12 protein-coding genes and 7 tRNA genes are annotated in these 15,829 nt (G+C 56.5%); 18 read left to right on the forward strand and 1 reads right to left on the reverse strand.

Features of this window, described 5'->3' with window-relative positions; all coding sequences use genetic code 11:
* Positions 1–154 precede the first annotated feature (154 nt).
* The 12 genes from nagB (at position 155) to CWM57_RS20075 (ending at position 7,259) form a co-directional block, all read left to right on the forward strand.
* Positions 155–955 (forward strand): glucosamine-6-phosphate deaminase, encoded by an 801-nt coding sequence (nagB, locus tag CWM57_RS20015; RefSeq protein ID WP_100675907.1) that lies wholly within the window; start codon positions 155–157, stop codon positions 953–955.
* Between the two features lie 113 nt (positions 956–1,068).
* Positions 1,069–2,217: an N-acetylglucosamine-6-phosphate deacetylase gene (gene nagA, locus CWM57_RS20020; protein ID WP_074386533.1), complete on the forward strand. Its 1,149-nt coding sequence runs from the start codon at positions 1,069–1,071 to the stop codon at positions 2,215–2,217.
* Between the two features lie 8 nt (positions 2,218–2,225).
* Complete coding sequence (gene nagC / locus CWM57_RS20025; RefSeq protein ID WP_061155337.1) at positions 2,226–3,446, forward strand: DNA-binding transcriptional regulator NagC; 1,221 nt, start codon at positions 2,226–2,228, stop codon at positions 3,444–3,446.
* A gap of 130 nt (positions 3,447–3,576) precedes the next feature.
* The gene (locus tag CWM57_RS20030) at positions 3,577–4,329 is read left to right on the forward strand and encodes an HAD-IIA family hydrolase (RefSeq protein WP_022065694.1); all 753 of its coding nucleotides are present in this window, start codon (positions 3,577–3,579) and stop codon (positions 4,327–4,329) included.
* A gap of 278 nt (positions 4,330–4,607) precedes the next feature.
* On the forward strand, positions 4,608–6,272 hold the full coding sequence (gene asnB / locus CWM57_RS20035; RefSeq protein WP_061155338.1) for an asparagine synthase B: 1,665 nt from the start codon (positions 4,608–4,610) through the stop codon (positions 6,270–6,272).
* A 236-nt stretch (positions 6,273–6,508) separates the two neighbouring features.
* Positions 6,509–6,585: transfer RNA gene (locus CWM57_RS20045), tRNA-Met, on the forward strand.
* A gap of 8 nt (positions 6,586–6,593) precedes the next feature.
* A tRNA-Leu gene (locus tag CWM57_RS20050) sits at positions 6,594–6,678 on the forward strand.
* A 23-nt stretch (positions 6,679–6,701) separates the two neighbouring features.
* A tRNA-Gln gene (locus CWM57_RS20055) sits at positions 6,702–6,776 on the forward strand.
* 36 nt (positions 6,777–6,812) lie between these two features.
* A tRNA-Gln gene (locus CWM57_RS20060) sits at positions 6,813–6,887 on the forward strand.
* Positions 6,888–6,910: 23 nt separating this feature from the next.
* Positions 6,911–6,987: transfer RNA gene (locus CWM57_RS20065), tRNA-Met, on the forward strand.
* 47 nt (positions 6,988–7,034) lie between these two features.
* Positions 7,035–7,109, forward strand: a tRNA-Gln gene (locus CWM57_RS20070).
* A gap of 75 nt (positions 7,110–7,184) precedes the next feature.
* Positions 7,185–7,259: transfer RNA gene (locus CWM57_RS20075), tRNA-Gln, on the forward strand.
* A 119-nt stretch (positions 7,260–7,378) separates the two neighbouring features.
* Here the strand turns inward: CWM57_RS20075 and ubiF are convergent.
* The gene (gene ubiF / locus CWM57_RS20080; protein ID WP_100675908.1) at positions 7,379–8,554 is read right to left on the reverse strand and encodes a 3-demethoxyubiquinol 3-hydroxylase; all 1,176 of its coding nucleotides are present in this window, start codon (positions 8,552–8,554) and stop codon (positions 7,379–7,381) included.
* Positions 8,555–8,733: 179 nt separating this feature from the next.
* Between ubiF and miaB the strand changes: the two genes are divergently transcribed.
* The 6 genes from miaB to CWM57_RS20110 all read left to right on the forward strand — a co-directional run bounded on the left by miaB (position 8,734) and on the right by CWM57_RS20110 (position 15,788).
* Positions 8,734–10,158 carry a tRNA (N6-isopentenyl adenosine(37)-C2)-methylthiotransferase MiaB gene (miaB, locus tag CWM57_RS20085; protein WP_012542448.1) on the forward strand — a complete coding sequence of 475 codons (1,425 nt, stop codon included), beginning with the start codon at positions 8,734–8,736 and terminating at the stop codon, positions 10,156–10,158.
* A gap of 153 nt (positions 10,159–10,311) precedes the next feature.
* Positions 10,312–11,358, forward strand: coding sequence for a PhoH family protein (locus CWM57_RS20090; RefSeq protein WP_008805649.1), 1,047 nt, complete (start codon positions 10,312–10,314; stop codon positions 11,356–11,358).
* A complete protein-coding gene (ybeY, locus tag CWM57_RS20095; protein ID WP_002894722.1) occupies positions 11,355–11,828 on the forward strand; it encodes an rRNA maturation RNase YbeY in 474 nt (157 codons plus the stop codon). Before CWM57_RS20090 ends, ybeY begins: the two co-directional genes overlap by 4 nt.
* Before the next feature lie 147 nt (positions 11,829–11,975).
* The gene (gene corC, locus CWM57_RS20100) at positions 11,976–12,854 is read left to right on the forward strand and encodes a CNNM family magnesium/cobalt transport protein CorC (protein ID WP_004197606.1); all 879 of its coding nucleotides are present in this window, start codon (positions 11,976–11,978) and stop codon (positions 12,852–12,854) included.
* 128 nt (positions 12,855–12,982) lie between these two features.
* Positions 12,983–14,521 carry an apolipoprotein N-acyltransferase gene (gene lnt / locus CWM57_RS20105; protein WP_100675909.1) on the forward strand — a complete coding sequence of 513 codons (1,539 nt, stop codon included), beginning with the start codon at positions 12,983–12,985 and terminating at the stop codon, positions 14,519–14,521.
* A gap of 355 nt (positions 14,522–14,876) precedes the next feature.
* Positions 14,877–15,788 carry an amino acid ABC transporter substrate-binding protein gene (locus CWM57_RS20110; RefSeq protein ID WP_061155341.1) on the forward strand — a complete coding sequence of 304 codons (912 nt, stop codon included), beginning with the start codon at positions 14,877–14,879 and terminating at the stop codon, positions 15,786–15,788.
* Positions 15,789–15,829 lie beyond the last annotated feature (41 nt).

Raw genomic sequence — 15,829 nt, forward strand, 5'->3', positions numbered from 1 at the left:
TTCCCCCCTCCCTTTCACTGGCTAACATCGAAAACTTATTTTATCATTCAAAAAATCAACACGGATTGACCCCGGTCGGCGCAGTTGCTGCAATACTCTCCTCAGAGTGCTGGCGCCAATCCGCCAGAATCTACTTTAACTATAGAGGTGAAGAATGAGACTGATCCCCCTGGTAACCGCTGAGCAGGTCGGTAAATGGGCTGCCCGCCACATCGTTAACCGTATTAATGCATTCAAACCGACTGCGGACCGCCCGTTCGTGCTGGGTCTGCCAACCGGTGGCACTCCTCTGACCGCCTACAAAGCGCTGGTTGAAATGCATAAAGCAGGCCAGGTTAGCTTCAAACACGTCGTCACCTTTAATATGGACGAATATGTCGGCCTGCCAAAAGAGCATCCGGAAAGCTATCATAGCTTCATGCACCGTAATTTCTTTGACCACGTTGATATTCCGACAGAAAATATCAACCTGCTGAATGGTAACGCGCCGGATATCGATGCGGAATGCCGTCGCTATGAAGAAAAAATTCGTTCCTACGGTAAAATCCACCTGTTCATGGGCGGCGTGGGCAACGATGGCCACATCGCGTTCAACGAACCGGCCTCTTCTCTGGCGTCCCGTACCCGTATTAAGACCCTGACCCATGACACCCGTGTGGCGAACTCCCGCTTCTTCGATGGTGATGTGGATCTGGTGCCGAAATACGCGTTGACCGTGGGCGTAGGCACCCTGCTGGATGCAGAAGAAGTGATGATTCTGGTGCTGGGTCATCAGAAAGCGCTGGCGCTGCAGGCGGCGGTAGAAGGTAACGTCAACCATATGTGGACCATTACCTGTCTGCAGCTGCATCCGAAGGCGGTGATTGTCTGCGACGAGCCGTCCACCATGGAGCTGAAAGTGAAAACCCTGAAATATTTCAACGAATTAGAAGCTGAAAATATTAAAGGTCTGTAATGTAGTCGTGTCCCGCGACTTGCGCGGGACCCTCTTTTTCTTTGTATGCATCATCAGGCCGGCGGCAAATGAACGATTGCTGACCTGATGGGGCGTATATACCGGGGGTCGTAATGTATGCATTAACCCAGGGCCGGGTTTATACCGGTCATGAAATTCTCGATGACCATGCGGTTGTTATCGCCAATGGCCTAATCGAACGTCTCTGTCCGCTGGCGGATTTGCCGTCTGACATGGAGCAGCGCTCGGTCAACGGCGCAATAATTGCCCCCGGTTTTATCGACGTTCAGCTGAACGGCTGCGGCGGCGTGCAGTTTAACGACAGCCCAGAAGCGGTCACCGTTGAAACGCTGGAGATCATGCAGAAGGCGAACGAACGTTCAGGCTGCACCAGCTTCCTGCCGACGCTGATTACCTCCAGTGACGATCTGATGAAGCAAGGTATCCGCGTCATGCGCGAATACCTGCAAAAACACCCGAATCAGGCGCTGGGTCTGCATCTGGAAGGACCGTGGCTGAATATCGTCAAGAAAGGCACCCACAACCCGGACTACGTGCGTAAACCGGACGCTGCGCTGGTCGATTTCCTGTGCGATAACGCCGATGTGATCACCAAGGTGACCCTCGCCCCTGAACGCGTTGAGCCGGAAGTGATCCGTAAACTGGTTGCCGCCGGGATCGTCGTCTCCGCCGGTCACTCCAACGCCACGCTGAAAGAGGCGAAAGTGGGCTTCCGCGCTGGCATTACCTTCGCCACTCACCTGTATAACGCGATGCCGTACATTACCGGACGCGAACCCGGCCTGGCCGGGGCGATTTTTGACGAGCCGGATGTCTACTGCGGTATCATTGTTGACGGGATGCATGTCGATTACGCCAACGTGCGCAACGCCAAGCGCCTGAAAGGTGACAAGCTGTGCCTGGTCACCGATGCCACCGCGCCGGCGGGGGCGAATATTGACCAGTTCATTTTTGCCGGGAAAACAATATACTACCGCAATGGACTGTGCGTAGATGAAAACGGCACGCTCAGCGGCTCCTCCCTGACCATGATTGAAGGGGTGCGTAATCTGGTTGAGCATTGCGGTGTGGCACTGGATGAAGTATTGCGGATGGCGACGCTCTATCCGGCACGCGCCATTGGCGTGGACAAGCAGCTCGGCAGCATTGCGCCTGGCATGGTCGCTAACCTGACCGCTTTTACACGCGATTATAAAATCACCAAGACCATCGTTAATGGTAACGAGGTCGTCACTGAGTAAGTAAAAGTATGACAGCAGGCGGACAAGCTCAAATTGGTAACGTTGACCTCGTAAAACAACTGAACAGCGCGGCCGTGTACCGCCTGATTGACCAGCATGGGCCCATCTCGCGCATTCAGATAGCCGAACAAAGCCAGCTTGCCCCTGCCAGCGTGACCAAAATCACGCGTCAGCTTATTGAGCGCGGCCTGATCAAAGAAGTCGATCAGCAGGCCTCCACCGGAGGCCGCCGCGCCATCTCTATCATCGCAGAAACCCGCAACTTTAACGCCATCGGCGTGCGGCTTGGCCGCTATGACGCCACCCTGACCCTGTATGATTTAAGCAGCAAGACGCTGGAAGAGGAACATTTTCCCCTGCCCGAGCGCACCCAGGAAACGCTGGAACACGCCCTGCTGAATATCATCGCTACCTTTATTGAAAACTGTCAGCGCAAAATTCGCGAGCTGATCGCCATCTCGGTGATCCTGCCGGGGCTGGTCGATCCGGAAAGCGGCGTGATCCGCTATATGCCACATATTGCGGTGGAAAACTGGGGCCTGGTCGGAGCGCTGGAAAAACGCTTCAACGTCACCTGCTATGTCGGGCACGATATCCGCAGCCTGGCGCTGGCCGAGCACTATTTCGGTGCAAGTCAGGACTGCGAAGACTCCATCCTGGTGCGCGTACACCGCGGTACCGGCGCGGGCATCATCTCCAACGGGCGCATTTTTATTGGCCGGAACGGCAACGTCGGCGAAATAGGCCATATACAGGTCGACCCGCTGGGCGAGCGCTGCCACTGCGGCAACTTCGGCTGCCTCGAGACCGTCGCGGCCAATGCCGCCATCGAACAGCGGGTTCGCCACCTGCTTGAGCAGGGCTACCAGAGCCGTCTAACGCTGGATGACTGCACGATCAAAACTATCTGCAAAGCGGCCAACAAGGGCGATGCCTTGGCCTGCGAGGTGATTGAGTACGTGGGGCGTCACCTTGGGAAAACGATCGCCATCGCGATTAACCTGTTCAATCCGCAAAAAATCGTCGTTGCCGGCGAAATAGTGGAAGCTGAGAAGGTCCTTCTTCCGGCCATCGAAGGCTGCATTAACGCCCAGGCGCTGAAGGCGTTTCGCAAGAACCTGCCGGTGGTGCGCTCTACTCTCGACCATCGCTCAGCAATTGGCGCCTTCGCGCTGGTCAAACGCGCCATGCTCAATGGCACGCTGCTGCAGCGCTTGCTTGAGAGCTAATCGCCTCTTTATTGATAGCGCGAAACGATCCGCATCATCCCTGTCTCTGGCGGGCATAGCCCCACCAGAGATGTGAAACCTCATCGATGACGAGTATAGTTTCGTCTTTGTTAATGATTCTGGACCCACCATGACCATTCAAAACATAATTTGTGATATTGACGGCGTGCTGATGCACGATAACGTCGCCGTTCCCGGCGCTGCCGAGTTTATCAAACGCATCCTCGATAAAGGCATGCCGCTGGTGATGCTGACCAACTACCCGTCGCAAACCGGCCAGGATTTGGCCAACCGCTTCGCCACAGCCGGCATCGACGTGCCGGATACCGCGTTTTACACCTCGGCGATGGCCACCGCCGATTTCCTGCGCCGCCAGGAAGGCAAGAAAGCCTATGTGGTGGGTGAAGGGGCGCTGATCCACGAACTCTACAAAGCCGGCTTTACCATCACCGATGTGAACCCGGATTTTGTCATCGTCGGAGAAACCCGTTCATTCAACTGGGAGATGATGCATAAGGCCGCCTTCTTCGTTGCCAACGGCGCCCGCTTCATTGCCACCAACCCGGATACGCACGGTCGCGGCTTCTACCCGGCCTGTGGCGCACTGTGCGCCGGCATTGAGAAGATCTCCGGCCGCAAGCCGTTTTACGTCGGTAAACCGAGCCCGTGGATCATCCGCTCAGCGCTGAACAAAATGCAGGCTCACTCCGAGCAGACGGTGATCGTCGGCGATAACCTGCGCACCGACATTCTGGCCGGCTTCCAGGCGGGGCTGGAGACTATTCTGGTGCTCTCCGGGGTCTCCACCCTCGATGACATCGACAGCATGCCGTTTCGCCCATCGTGGATTTACCCTTCCGTTGCGGAAATCGATATTTTCTGATGCCAACCACGTCGCAGGACGTGGTTTTTCATTTATAGCGCCTGCCAAAAGTCATTCATCTAATAAAAACGGCTTATAAATGCGCATTCCTCAATAAAGCCGCTCAAAAGATACTCTTTTTTTACTGTTCAACAATCACAGTTGCGTTTTTTCTTTTTCAGGCTGCAAAACCCTTGCGCCAGCGCCCCCTTTACGGCATTTTCTTAAACACGCACTCAGGCTTCGCCACGAGACGAAGCCAGCACAACATCAAACACGACAGGGTAATGGAGAAGGTTATGTGTTCTATTTTTGGCGTACTGGATATTAAAACTGACGCAGGCGAGCTGCGTAAAAAGGCGCTGGAGCTTTCCCGCCTGATGCGCCATCGCGGTCCGGACTGGTCTGGCGTGTATGCCAGCGACAAAGCGATTCTGGCGCACGAGCGCCTGTCTATTGTCGACGTCAACGCCGGTGCCCAGCCGCTGTACAACGCCGAAAAAACCCATGCGCTGGCCGTTAACGGCGAGATCTACAACCATCAGGCACTGCGCGCGGAGTATGGCGATCGCTATCAGTTCCAGACCGGCTCTGACTGCGAAGTGATCCTCGCGCTGTATCAGGAAAAAGGCCCGGAGTTCCTCGACGACCTGCAGGGGATGTTCGCCTTCGCCCTGTACGACAGCGAGAAAGACGCGTACTTAATTGGTCGCGACCATATCGGTATTATTCCGCTGTATATGGGCCATGACGAACACGGCAACTTCTATGTCGCCTCCGAAATGAAAGCGCTGGTGCCGGTATGCCGCACCATTAAAGAGTTCCCGGCGGGTAGCTACCTGTGGAGCAAAGACGGCGAAATTCGCCAGTACTATCAGCGCGACTGGTTCGATTACGACGCGGTGAAAGACAACGTTACCGATAAGAACGAGCTGCGTCAGGCGCTGGAAGAATCGGTGAAAAGCCACCTGATGTCCGACGTGCCTTACGGCGTGCTGCTCTCCGGCGGTCTTGATTCATCGGTCATCTCGGCTATCACCAAGAAATTCGCCGCCCGTCGCGTCGAAGATCAGGAGCGTAGCGAAGCCTGGTGGCCGCAGCTGCACTCCTTCGCGGTCGGTCTGGAAGGCTCTCCTGACCTGAAAGCGGCGCAGGAAGTGGCCAACCACCTCGGCACCGTACACCACGAAATTCACTTTACCGTCCAGGAAGGGCTGGATGCGATCCGCGACGTTATCTATCACATCGAAACCTACGATGTGACCACTATCCGCGCCTCGACGCCGATGTACCTGATGTCGCGTAAAATTAAAGCCATGGGCATCAAGATGGTGCTTTCCGGCGAAGGCTCGGACGAAGTGTTCGGCGGCTACCTCTATTTCCATAAGGCGCCGAACGCCAAAGAACTGCACGAAGAGACGGTGCGTAAGCTGCAGGCGCTGCATATGTTTGACTGCGCCCGCGCCAACAAAGCGATGTCCGCCTGGGGCGTGGAAGCCCGCGTGCCGTTCCTCGATAAGAAATTCCTCGACGTGGCGATGCGCATTAACCCGCAGGATAAGATGTGCGGCAACGGCAAAATGGAAAAACACGTACTGCGTGAATGCTTCGAATCTTACCTGCCGGCCAGCGTTGCCTGGCGGCAGAAAGAACAGTTCTCTGACGGCGTCGGCTACAGCTGGATCGATACGCTGAAAGAAGTGGCCGCGAAACAGGTCAGCGATCAGCAGCTGGAAACGGCGAGCTTCCGCTTCCCGTACAACACGCCGACCTCCAAAGAAGGCTATCTGTACCGCGAGATCTTCGAAGAGCTGTTCCCGCTGCCGAGCGCGGCAGAGTGTGTCCCTGGCGGTCCGTCGGTGGCCTGCTCTTCAGCGAAAGCCATTGAGTGGGATGAAGCGTTCAAGACCATGAACGATCCATCAGGCCGTGCGGTGGGCGTCCACCAGTCGGCCTACAAATAAGCCCTGACGGGTGCTGAAACGCCAAACGGACCCTCCGGGGTCCGTTTTCTTTTTGCAGGATTTATACCGCTGAAAAACGATAAATAACCAATAATTGCCGAATATTGCAGCGAGCTGTTCGCAACCTAACCAAACAGTCACATTACAACGATTTTCCTTGAAAAAGAGGTTGACGCTCGCAGGCCCAATACGCATAATGCGCCCCGCAACGCCGATAAGGTTACGCGAAAAAAGATGGCTACGTAGCTCAGCTGGTTAGAGCACATCACTCATAATGATGGGGTCACAGGTTCGAATCCCGTCGTAGCCACCATCTTTTTTGCGGGAGTGGCGAAATTGGTAGACGCACCAGATTTAGGTTCTGGCGCCGCAAGGTGTGCGAGTTCAAGTCTCGCCTCCCGCACCATTCACCAGTCAGCGTTGTACGGATGGGGTATCGCCAAGCGGTAAGGCACCGGTTTTTGATACCGGCATTCCCTGGTTCGAATCCAGGTACCCCAGCCATATTTCTTCGATATTTGCGGTTCACCGCGACGGTATTGGGGTATCGCCAAGCGGTAAGGCACCGGTTTTTGATACCGGCATTCCCTGGTTCGAATCCAGGTACCCCAGCCATCGAAGAAACAGTGAGACAATTTGGCTACGTAGCTCAGCTGGTTAGAGCACATCACTCATAATGATGGGGTCACAGGTTCGAATCCCGTCGTAGCCACCATATTCAGGACGTATCGATACGCATCGATAAATCCGTAAACAATTTGTTGGGGTATCGCCAAGCGGTAAGGCACCGGATTCTGATTCCGGCATTCCGAGGTTCGAATCCTCGTACCCCAGCCAAATTAAAAAGTCGCTCAGCAATGAACGCACTGTTGCCCTCAACCGGGGTAGTTACGGTAAAGCGCAACAGACAATTGGGGTATCGCCAAGCGGTAAGGCACCGGATTCTGATTCCGGCATTCCGAGGTTCGAATCCTCGTACCCCAGCCACTTAAATGCAAAAAAGCTCACTTCGGTGGGCTTTTTTGCTATTGGCGTCCTGACGACCATACTCGGTACTGACTACCGGGCAGGCGCTTTCCACTCCGCCCCTGCCCGGGAAGCCAGTTTTACAAGCCTAACGCATACTTCAGCGCCTGACGCTTCAATACCCCGGCGCGTTCAGCCGCCATCAGGCCAATATTGCGCAGCATCCGCACCGGCGCCAGGTCATTACTGAATCCGGCATAAAACAGATCCATCCCCGACTGCATGATAAAATTATCCGCTCGCCGCCGCGCCTGGTAGCGCTTCAGCACCGGCAGGCTGGCCCAGTCTTCGCCTCGACCGCGCGCTTCCGCCAGGATCTCCAGCAGGGCATCCACATCGCGGTAGCCAAGGTTAACCCCCTGCCCCGCCAGCGGATGAATGGTATGTGCCGCATCGCCCACCAGCGCCAGGCCGGGCTGGACATACTGCAGCGCATGACGCCGGGTGAGCGGAAAAGCGCCGGCCGCCTGCGGCGTCACACGACCCAGCCGTGCCGGAAAGTGACTGGCGATCTCCTGCTGGAGCTGCGCCATGGTCATGCCCTGCAGCTGACGGATCCGCGCCGGCGCGTCGTACCAGACCAGCGAGGCCCAGTTGTCGAACAGCGGCAGGAAGGCGCGCGGTCCGCTGGGGGTAAACTGCTGCCAGGTGCTGTCACCGGGATCGTCGGCGCATTCGACGCTGATCAGCATACAGGATTGCTGATATTGCCAGGCGTGTACGCCGATGCCGGCCATCTCCCGCACCTGGGAATTGGCGCCGTCGGCGCCGATCACCAGCCGGGCGTGGATCGCCTCTCCCTCGCGTAAATGCAGCGCGGTATGCGCCTCGCCGCGCTGCATCGCCTCCAGTTCGCTACCAACGCGTAGGGTGACCCCTTCATGCGCCGCCAGCGCTTGCCAGAGGCCCCATTGCAGGACCTTGTTCTCGACCATATAGCCCAGTTCCGGCAGTTTGAGCTCTGCGGCGTCAAAGGCGACGTGCGCGCTCTCCCACTCCCAGGTCTCCAGACGACGATAAGCGTGGACGCGCATCGCCCTTACGGCATCCCAGACGCCGAGGCTCTTCAGCAGGCCGACCGAAGCCGCGCTGATAGCCGAGATCCGCACATCCGGGGCGGATGCCGGATCGAAAACCGGTGGCGCCGCTTTCTCAAGCACCGTCACGGTAAATCCCTGTTGCGCCAGCCCTAACGCCAGGGCGCCGCCGACCATGCCGCCGCCCACGATGGCGACATCTGTTGCGTGAATTGTCATGGCTATTATCCTTAAAGCAGAATCCGTTAAGTTTACCGGATTTTTTGTCCCCTTGCGGTGATAACGCTCGCACTGGTCAGGGGGCGACCAAAGCATTACAATACGCGCCCTGGAAAGCGAAATTCACCCTGTATATATCCCCGCGTTTTGGATATCTATTACTGAGCATGAGCAAGTCAATGACAAAAAAACTCCATATTAAAACCTGGGGCTGTCAGATGAACGAGTATGATTCATCAAAGATGGCCGATCTGCTGGATGCGACACATGGGTATCAACTGACCGAAGTGGCGGAAGAAGCAGATGTGCTGTTGCTCAATACCTGCTCAATTCGTGAGAAGGCCCAGGAAAAAGTTTTCCATCAGCTCGGACGCTGGAAGCTGCTGAAAGAGAAGAATCCGGACCTGATTATTGGCGTTGGCGGCTGCGTGGCCTCTCAGGAAGGCGACCATATTCGCCAGCGCGCGCACTATGTCGATATTATTTTCGGGCCGCAAACCCTGCACCGCCTGCCGGAGATGATTAACGCCGTGCGCGGCAACCGCAGCCCGGTGGTGGATATCAGCTTCCCGGAAATTGAAAAGTTCGATCGCCTGCCAGAGCCGCGCGCCGACGGCCCGACCGCCTTTGTTTCGATTATGGAAGGCTGCAACAAATACTGCACCTACTGCGTGGTGCCGTACACCCGCGGAGAAGAGGTCAGCCGTCCGTGCGACGATATCCTGTTTGAAATCGCCCAGCTGGCGGCGCAGGGCGTGCGTGAGGTCAATCTGCTGGGCCAGAACGTTAACGCCTGGCGCGGTGAGAATTACGACGGCACCACCGGCAGCTTTGCCGATCTGCTGCGTCTGGTCGCCGCCATCGACGGCATCGACCGTATTCGGTTCACCACCAGCCACCCGATCGAATTTACCGACGATATCATCGAGGTCTATCGCGATACGCCGGAACTGGTGAGCTTCCTGCACCTGCCGGTGCAGAGCGGTTCTGACCGGGTTCTGAATCTGATGGGACGCACCCATACCGCACTGGAGTACAAAGCGATTATTCGCAAGCTGCGTGAGGCGCGCCCGGATATTCAGATAAGCTCCGACTTTATTGTCGGCTTCCCTGGCGAAACCACAGACGATTTCGAAAAGACGATGAAGCTAATCGCCGACGTCAATTTCGATATGAGCTACAGCTTTATCTTCTCCGCTCGCCCGGGCACTCCAGCGGCCGATATGGTCGATGACGTGCCGGAGGAGGATAAAAAGCAGCGTCTGTATATTCTGCAGGAGCGGATCAATCAGCAGGCAATGGCCTGGAGCCGTCGCATGCTCGGCACGGTACAGCGCATTCTGGTGGAAGGCACGTCGCGTAAGAGCCTGATGGAACTTTCCGGGCGCACCGAGAACAACCGCGTGGTCAACTTCGAAGGTACGCCGGATATGGTCGGTAAATTCGTCGATGTTGAAATCGTCGATGTTTACACCAACTCGCTGCGCGGCAAAATCGTGCGTACCGAGGCGGAGATGGGTCTGCGTATCGCTGAATCACCTGAATCAGTGATTGCCCGCACCCGTAAAGAGAACGATCTTGGCGTGGGTATCTATCAGCCGTGATCCCTTCAGGCCTGTCGGTTCCGGCAGGCCTTGTAATTCCTCTCTCCGTCCCTATATCTACAGCAATGCTTGCGCCATTTTCCTGTGACGTAAATAATTTCCTGATTAGCCGGCCACGCGCCGCGTCCGGCCACCTGCGTAAAGAGGAACAGTTTGAACATAGACACTCGTGAAATTACCCTGGAGCCAGCGGATAACGCACGCCTGTTAGCCTTGTGCGGCCCGTTTGACGACAACATCAAACAGCTGGAGCGTCGGTTAGGCATTGAGATCAACCGCCGTGACAATCACTTTAAACTGACCGGACGCGCCATTTGCGTACACGCCGCCGCCGATATTCTGCGCAGCCTGTATGTCGATACGGCGCCGATGCGCGGTCAGATTCAGGATATTGAGCCGGAGCAGATCCACCTGGCGATCAAAGAAGCACGCGTACTGGAGCAGAGCGCCGAGAGCGTGCCGGAGTACGGGAAAGCCGTCAATATCAAGACCAAGCGCGGGGTGATCAAACCGCGTACGCCGAACCAGGCGCAGTACATCGCCAATATTCTCGATCACGACATTACCTTTGGTGTCGGCCCGGCGGGTACAGGTAAAACCTATCTGGCGGTGGCGGCGGCGGTCGATGCGCTGGAGCGCCAGGAGATCCGCCGTATTCTGCTGACCCGTCCGGCCGTCGAGGCTGGCGAAAAGCTCGGCTTCCTGCCCGGCGATCTGAGCCAGAAGGTCGACCCATATCTGCGCCCGCTGTATGACGCGCTGTTTGAGATGCTCGGCTTTGAGAAAGTGGAAAAGCTGATTGAGCGTAACGTCATCGAAGTGGCCCCGCTGGCCTATATGCGCGGACGAACGCTGAATGACGCCTTTATCATTCTTGATGAAAGCCAGAACACCACCATCGAACAGATGAAGATGTTCCTGACCCGCATCGGCTTTAACTCCAAGGCGGTGATCACCGGCGACATCACGCAGATTGACCTGCCGCGCAGCACCAAATCCGGTCTGCGCCACGCCATCGAAGTGCTGGCCGAAGTCGATGAGATCAGCTTCAACTTCTTCCATAGCGAAGACGTGGTGCGCCATCCGGTGGTTGCCCGCATCGTTAACGCCTATGAGGCGTGGGAAGCCGCAGACCAGAAACGTAAAGCAGAACTGGCCGCCGAGCGCAAACGCGAAGCCCAGGAACAGGAGCAAAAATGAGTCAGGTGATCCTCGATTTACAGCTGGCCTGCGAAGAGACCAGCGGCCTGCCGGACGAAGCCCTTTTTCAGCGCTGGGTCGATGCCGTCATTCCGCCATTTCAGGAGGAGTCAGAGTTAACGATTCGTCTGGTCGATGTTGCAGAAAGCCACGAGCTGAACCTGACCTACCGCGGCAAGGATAAACCGACCAACGTTCTCTCCTTCCCGTTTGAAGCGCCGCCGGGGATTGAAATGCCGCTGCTCGGCGATCTGATCATCTGCCGTCAGGTGGTGGAGCAGGAAGCCAGCGAGCAAGGTAAGCCGCTGGAGGCGCACTGGGCGCATATGGTGGTGCACGGCAGCCTGCATCTGCTGGGCTACGATCATATCGAAGACGACGAAGCGGAAGAGATGGAAGGCCTCGAAACAGAGATAATGCTTGCTCTGGGCTATGAGGACCCGTACATTTCCGAGAAGATTGCTGAATAGCCCCCTGCCGGATGGCGGCGCTTGCGCCGCATCCGGCCGCTGTTCCTGCATTTTACCAGCCTGATCGTCAGGCAACCCATGCCGTCCGGCGCTGAGTTTACGCGCGACGAGCGACAGTTAAATCAACATGAGAACCCAAACGACGCCATGAGCGACGACAATTCACACAGTAGTGACACAGTAAACAGCAAAAAGGGATTTTTCTCCCTGTTACTCAGCCAGCTTTTTCACGGAGAACCGAAAAACCGTGATGAACTGCTGGCGCTGATCCGTGATTCCGGGCAGAACGATCTTATCGATGAAGATACGCGTGACATGCTCGAAGGGGTAATGGATATCGCCGACCAGCGGGTCCGCGACATTATGATCCCCCGTTCACAAATGATAACCCTGAAACGCAACCAGACGCTGGACGAGTGCCTTGATGTCATCATCGAATCCGCTCACTCGCGCTTCCCGGTCATCAGTGAAGACAAAGATCACATCGAAGGGATTCTGATGGCTAAGGATCTGCTGCCGTTTATGCGCAGCGATGCCGAAGCCTTCAGCATGGAAAAAGTGTTACGGCCGGCGGTTGTCGTCCCGGAAAGCAAGCGGGTCGACCGCATGCTGAAAGAGTTTCGCTCACAGCGCTACCATATGGCGATCGTTATTGACGAATTCGGCGGCGTCTCCGGCCTGGTGACCATCGAGGATATCCTTGAGCTCATCGTCGGGGAAATTGAAGACGAATACGACGAAGAAGAAGATATTGATTTCCGCCAGCTGAGCCGCCACACCTGGACGGTGCGCGCTCTGGCCTCCATCGAAGACTTCAACGACGCCTTCGACACGCACTTCAGCGATGAAGAAGTGGATACCATTGGTGGGCTGGTGATGCAGGCCTTCGGCCATCTACCGGCTCGCGGCGAATCTATCGACATTGATGGTTACCAATTCAAGGTAGCAATGGCAGATAGCCGTCGTATCATTCAGGTGCATGTAAAGCTGCCCGATGACGCTCCCCAGCCGAAGCTGGAAGAGTAAACCGCGGCGCTGAAGGTCACGGCCAGCCGGGAGACAGACCGTGGGCGATCCCCGGCTGTCCCCTCCCCCTGCTGGCAAACAGCATTGCCTGTGGCAACAGGCGTTAATTTACGGGACGATTAGCCTAAATGGTATTTGCCTCTCTTCTTGAACGTCAGCGCGTACGTCTGCTGCTGGCGCTGCTATTCGGAGCCAGCGGAACGCTGGCTTTTTCACCTTATGACTTCTGGCCGGCGGCTATCGTTTCGCTGGCCGGTCTGCAGGCGTTGACCCTCAACCGACGCCCGCTGCAGAGCGCCGGGATCGGCTATTTCTGGGGATTCGGGCTGTTTGGCACCGGTATCAACTGGGTCTATGTCAGCATCGCGCAATTCGGCGGTATGCCAGGTCCGGTTAACGTCTTCCTCGTCGTTCTGCTGGCGGCTTATCTCTCGCTCTATACCGGCCTGTTTGCCGGCCTGCTCGCCCGGCTGTGGCCCAAAACCAGCTGGCTGCGGGTGGCTATCGCCGCTCCCGTCGTCTGGCAAATCACCGAGTTCCTGCGCGGCTGGGTGCTGACGGGTTTCCCGTGGCTGCAGTTCGGCTACAGCCAGATTGACGGCCCGCTGAAAGGTCTGGCGCCGGTGATGGGCGTCGAGGCGATCAACTTCCTGCTGATGATGGTTAGCGGCCTGCTGGCCCTGGCCCTCGTCCAGCGCAACTGGAAGCCGCTGGCTATTGCCGCGCTGCTGTTCGCCCTGCCGTTCCCGCTGCGCTATATCCAGTGGTATCAGCTGCTGCCGGAGCGCGCGACCCAGGTCTCGCTGGTGCAAGGCGACATTCCGCAGGCCATGAAATGGGACGAGAAGCAGCTGGTCAACACCCTGAAAACGTACCTGGCGCTGACCCAGCCGCATATCGGCCACTCGCAGCTGATTATCTGGCCCGAGTCGGCGATCCCGGATCTGGAGATCAACCAGCAGCAGTTCCTCAGCATGATGGACGATCTGCTGCGCGCAAAAGACAGTTCGCTGATCACCGGCATTGTCGATGCGCGTCTCAATAAGCAGAACCGCTACGATACCTACAACACCATCATTACCCTCGGTAAAGATAACCCGTACCGCTACGACTCGACCAACCGTTACAACAAGAACCATCTGGTGCCGTTCGGTGAGTTTGTGCCGCTGGAATCGATTCTGCGTCCGCTGGCGCCGTTCTTTGACCTGCCAATGTCCTCCTTCAGCCGCGGCCCCTACGTGCAGCCGCAGCTGATGGCGCATAACCTGAAGCTGACCGCCGCCATCTGCTACGAGATCATCCTCGGGGAACAGGTACGCGATAACTTCCGGCCGGACACCGACTTCCTGCTGACCATCTCCAACGACGCCTGGTTCGGTAAGTCCATCGGTCCGTGGCAACACTTCCAGATGGCGCGGATGCGTGCGCTGGAGCTCGCCCGCCCACTCCTGCGCAGCACCAATAATGGCATTACTGCGGTGATCGGCCCGCGCGGCGAGATCCAGAAGATGATCCCGCAGTTTACCCGCGAAGTGTTGACCACCACCGTGACACCCACCAGCGGCTTAACCCCTTACGCCCGCACCGGCAACTGGCCGCTATGGACGCTGACGGCGTTGTTTGGCTTCGCTGCGCTGCTGATGAGCCTGCGTCAGCGTCGCCGATAAGTCTCTCCGCCGGCGACGCCCGTCGCCGGCGTTTTTTCTCACCCTGTTTGCCATCCTGGCACAGTCATTGCTTTATTTTCCCTGGTAGCGACATCGTCCGACCCAGTGCAACCGGGTTGCACCATAAACGTTCGGCGGTCGCGCTATTTTGGTGCAATGGAAGATATTTGCCTCCCATTGGTGCGGAGCACTTCGCAAAAATAAACAATAAAACAGCAAAATCTTTACATTAAGCCAAACTAAATGCTAACAAACACATACAAATGCGGCACGTGGACGCGTGCCCCGAATAACAACACACACAATCACAATGGGTATCAATAGCGTCGCTAACGCTACGGATAAGGAGTTGGATATGCAATTACGTAAACTGGCCGCCGCAATGCTGGTCATGGGTGTGACCGCCGGTGTGGCACACGCAGAAGATGCCGCCCCGGCGGCAGGCCAGAGCACCCTGGATAAGATCGCCAAAAATGGGGTTATCGTTGTCGGTCATCGTGAATCTTCAGTCCCGTTCTCTTACTACGATAACCAGCAGCAGGTTGTGGGCTACTCTCAGGACTACTCCAACGCCATCGTTGATGCCATCAAGAAAAAGCTGAACAAGCCGGACCTGCAGGTCAAACTGATCCCGGTCACCTCGCAGAACCGTATCCCGCTGCTGCAGAATGGCACCTTTGATTTCGAGTGCGGCTCAACCACTAACAACCTCGAGCGCCAGAAACAGGCCGCCTTCTCCGATACCATCTTCGTGGTCGGCACCCGTCTGCTGGTGAAGAAAGACGGTCCGATCAAAGATTTCCCGGACCTGAAAGACAAAGCCGTTGTTGTCACCTCCGGAACCACCTCAGAGATCCTGCTGCATAAGCTGAACGATGAGAAAAAAATGAATATGCGCATCATCAGCGCCAAAGATCATGGCGACTCTTTCCGCACCCTGGAAAGCGGACGCGCCGTGGCCTTTATGATGGATGACGCCCTGCTGGCCGGCGAACGCGCGAAGGCGAAGAAACCGGATAACTGGGAAATCGTCGGCACCGCACAGTCGAAAGAAGCCTATGGCTGCATGCTGCGTAAAGACGATCCGTCGTTCAAAGCGCTGGTCGATGAAACCGTTGCTCAGGCCCAGACCTCTGGCGAAGCGGCGAAATGGTTTGATAAATGGTTCAAAAATCCAATTCCGCCGAAAAACCTTAACCTGAACTTCGAACTGTCTGACGACATGAAAGCGCTGTTCAAATCACCTAATGACAAAGCACTGAACTAATTATAACAACCAGGGGCGGGATATCCTGCCCTCCCGATGAT

Source organism: Klebsiella sp. G-Nf4, from assembly GCF_002810615.1.
GTDB classification, from domain to species: Bacteria; Pseudomonadota; Gammaproteobacteria; order Enterobacterales; family Enterobacteriaceae; genus Klebsiella; species Klebsiella variicola.

Excerpts from the sequence above, each read along its gene's own strand:
- miaB (WP_012542448.1), top strand. The coding sequence starts at position 8,734 with ATGACAAAAAAACTCCATATTAAAACCTGGGGCTGTCAGATGAACGAG.
- nagA (WP_074386533.1), top strand. The coding sequence starts at position 1,069 with ATGTATGCATTAACCCAGGGCCGGGTTTATACCGGTCATGAAATTCTC.
- CWM57_RS20030 (WP_022065694.1), top strand. The coding sequence starts at position 3,577 with ATGACCATTCAAAACATAATTTGTGATATTGACGGCGTGCTGATGCAC.
- CWM57_RS20110 (WP_061155341.1), top strand. The coding sequence starts at position 14,877 with ATGCAATTACGTAAACTGGCCGCCGCAATGCTGGTCATGGGTGTGACC.
- ybeY (WP_002894722.1), top strand. The coding sequence starts at position 11,355 with ATGAGTCAGGTGATCCTCGATTTACAGCTGGCCTGCGAAGAGACCAGC.
- nagB (WP_100675907.1), top strand. The coding sequence starts at position 155 with ATGAGACTGATCCCCCTGGTAACCGCTGAGCAGGTCGGTAAATGGGCT.
- nagC (WP_061155337.1), top strand. The coding sequence starts at position 2,226 with ATGACAGCAGGCGGACAAGCTCAAATTGGTAACGTTGACCTCGTAAAA.
- ubiF (WP_100675908.1), bottom strand. The coding sequence starts at position 8,554 with ATGACAATTCACGCAACAGATGTCGCCATCGTGGGCGGCGGCATGGTC.
- corC (WP_004197606.1), top strand. The coding sequence starts at position 11,976 with ATGAGCGACGACAATTCACACAGTAGTGACACAGTAAACAGCAAAAAG.
- asnB (WP_061155338.1), top strand. The coding sequence starts at position 4,608 with ATGTGTTCTATTTTTGGCGTACTGGATATTAAAACTGACGCAGGCGAG.
- lnt (WP_100675909.1), top strand. The coding sequence starts at position 12,983 with ATGGTATTTGCCTCTCTTCTTGAACGTCAGCGCGTACGTCTGCTGCTG.